The 2,501-nt window shown below is 62.5% G+C and carries 2 protein-coding genes; both read right to left on the bottom strand.

Translation table 11 applies throughout. The features are described 5' to 3' along the window. Positions 1-73: 73 nt before the first annotated feature. Entirely contained in the window at positions 74-868 is a 795-nt protein-coding gene (gene istB, locus WA367_RS15375) for an IS21-like element helper ATPase IstB (RefSeq protein ID WP_106573735.1), read from the bottom strand. Beyond that, positions 858-2,387 (bottom strand): IS21 family transposase, encoded by a 1,530-nt coding sequence (gene istA / locus WA367_RS15370; RefSeq protein ID WP_106573734.1) that lies wholly within the window; start codon positions 2,385-2,387, stop codon positions 858-860. Before istA ends, istB begins: the two co-directional genes overlap by 11 nt. Between the last annotated feature and the right edge of the window lie 114 nt (positions 2,388-2,501).

Below are 2,501 nucleotides of genomic sequence, written 5' to 3'. Positions count from 1 at the left end.
ATGTTGATTTCCGCTGAGAGCTGACCCGGGATTTTCGTCGAGAAGTGACCCGCCTTCATGTATGGTTTGGGTCTCAGGTTGTGGTCAAGGGCGCGGCTTTCTCCTTCTTTTTGCCTGTGGCCTGGGCGGAGCTGTTTTTGAAGCGGAAGCTGTCGTTTCCGGTCTCCAGGATGTGGCAGTGATGGGTCAGCCGATCGAGCAGCGCGGTTGTCATCTTGGCGTCGCCAAAGACGGTAGCCCACTCGCTGAAGCTGAGATTGGTGGTGATGACGACGCTGGTGCGCTCGTAGAGGGTGCTCAGCAGATGGAACAGCAGCGCCCCGCCTGATGCGCTGAAGGGCAGATATCCGAGTTCGTCGAGGATGACGAGATCGGAATGAGCAAGCCGATTGGCGATCTGACCTGCTCTGCCCTGGGCCTTCTCCTGTTCGAGCACGTTGACGAGTTCGACGGTGGAGAAGAAGCGGACACGCTTGCGATGATGCTCGACCGCCTGCACGCCGAGAGCTGTAGCGATGTGGGTCTTTCCGGTGCCTGGACCTCCGACAAGCACGACGTTGTTGGCATCCTCCATGAACTCACAGCGATGGAGCTGGCGCACGAGTGCTTCGTTGATCTCGCTGCTGGCGAAGTCGAAGCCGGCCAGGTCGCGATAGACGGGGAAGCGGGCTGCCTTGAGCTGATAGGCGGTGGATCTGACCTCCCGTTCTGCCATCTCGGCCTTCAGCAGTTGCGACAGGATCGGGATGGCGGCCTCGAAGGCGGGAGCGGCCTGTTCGGTCAGTTCGGCGACGGCCTCCGCCATGCCATGCATCTTCAGGCTTCGGAGCATGATGACGATGGCGCCGCTGGCGGGATCATGACGCATGGCGCACCTCCCTGGCCGGGCGCAGCGCATCGTAGCGCTCGACATTGGCCTGTGGCTCCTTGGCCAGGCTCAGTGCCTGCGGTGCATCCACGACAGGTGCCGCGATCGGCCTGCCATCGACCAACCTGTGCAGCAGATTGAGGATATGGACCTTGGTGGGAACGCCGGCCTCGAGTGCCATCTCCACTGCCGCCAGCACGGCCTGCTCGTCATGCTGCAGGACAAGGGCCAGGATCTCGACCATCTCCCGGTCACCGCCGGGCTTCCTGAGCAGGTGCTGCTGCAACTGCTTGAAGGCTTCGGGCAGTTCGGTGAAGGGCGCGCCGTTGCGCAAGGCTCCCGGCTTGCGCTGGATGACCGCCAGATAATGCCGCCAATCGTAGACGGTCTGGCCAAGACGGTCGTGCGACCGCTCGATGATGCGGCGGTGCTCGCAGATGAGCTGCCCTTCGGCAGCAACCACGATCCGTTCCGGATAGACCCGGAGGCTGACCGGCCGGTTGGCGAAGGATGCCGGCACGCTGTAGCGGTTGCGCTCCAGATGAACCAGGCAGGTTGGAGAGACCCGCTTGGTGTATTCGACGAAGCCGTCGAAGAGGCGAGGCATCGGCATCAGGAACTGAGCCTCCTCAGCCCGGATGTCCTCGATCGTTCCGGGTCTGAGGCCATGGGGAATCTGTTGCCACAGCTCCCGGCATCGCTGCTCCAGCCAGTCGTTCAGCGCCTCCAGCGATGGAAAGCGCGGCATCGGCTGCCATAACCGGTGGCGGGCGTCCTGGACGTTCTTCTCGACCTGTCCCTTCTCCCACCCCGAGGCCGGATTGCAGAACTCGGCCTCGAACAGATAGTGGCTGGCCATGGCCGAGAAGCGGGCATTGACCTGTCGTTCCTTGCCGCGGCCGATCCTGTCGACCGCCGTGCGCATGTTGTCGTAGATCCCGCGCCGGGGAACGCCGCCCAGAACCCGGAAGGCGTGGTTGTGGGCATCGAACAGCATCTCGTGCGTTTGTAGCGGATAGGCCCGCACGATGAAGGCACGGCTATAGCTCAGCTTGAAGTGCGCAACCTGCAGCTTGGTGCGCTCGCCGCCGAGAACCGCCCAGTCCTCCGACCAGTCGAACTGGAAGGCTTCCCCTGGTTCGAACGCCAGCGGCACGAAGGTGCCGCGCCCGCTCGTTTGCATCTGACGCTGACGCTCTTCTTTCCAGGCACGTGCAAAGGCGGCGACACGGCCGTAAGAGCCCTCATAGCCGAGACTCATCAGGTCGGCGTGCAACTGCTTGATCGTGCGCTTCTGCTTGCGCGGCCTGTTCGCTTCCGTCCTCAGCCAGGCCGATAGCCGCTCGGCATAGGTATCGAGCTTGCTCGGCCGCTCCGGCACGTTGAAACGAGGCTCGACCTCGTCGGATCGCAGGTATTTGCGGATCGTGTTCCGCGACAGTCCCGTGCGCCGCGCAATCTCCCGGATCGAAAGCCCATCCCGCAGATGCCAGCGCCGGATAACGCTCAGTAACGCCATGTCTATCACTCCAATGTCCCCTGCGATCATCAAGCAGGGGTGGGTTCAAACATGGGTCACTTCTCGATGGAAAAATCCCTCAATCCCGGGTCAGTTCTCGGCGGAAATCAACAC

Origin of the sequence: Nitratireductor sp. CH_MIT9313-5, assembly GCF_037029545.1 — a bacterium.
In the GTDB taxonomy this organism is placed as follows: domain Bacteria; phylum Pseudomonadota; class Alphaproteobacteria; order Rhizobiales; family Rhizobiaceae; genus Chelativorans.
Note: the sequence above shows the minus strand (reverse complement) of the source record. Positions and strands in the feature narration are given on the sequence as shown.

Excerpts from the sequence above, each read along its gene's own strand:
- istB (WP_106573735.1), bottom strand. The coding sequence starts at position 868 with ATGCGTCATGATCCCGCCAGCGGCGCCATCGTCATCATGCTCCGAAGC.
- istA (WP_106573734.1), bottom strand. The coding sequence starts at position 2,387 with ATGGCGTTACTGAGCGTTATCCGGCGCTGGCATCTGCGGGATGGGCTT.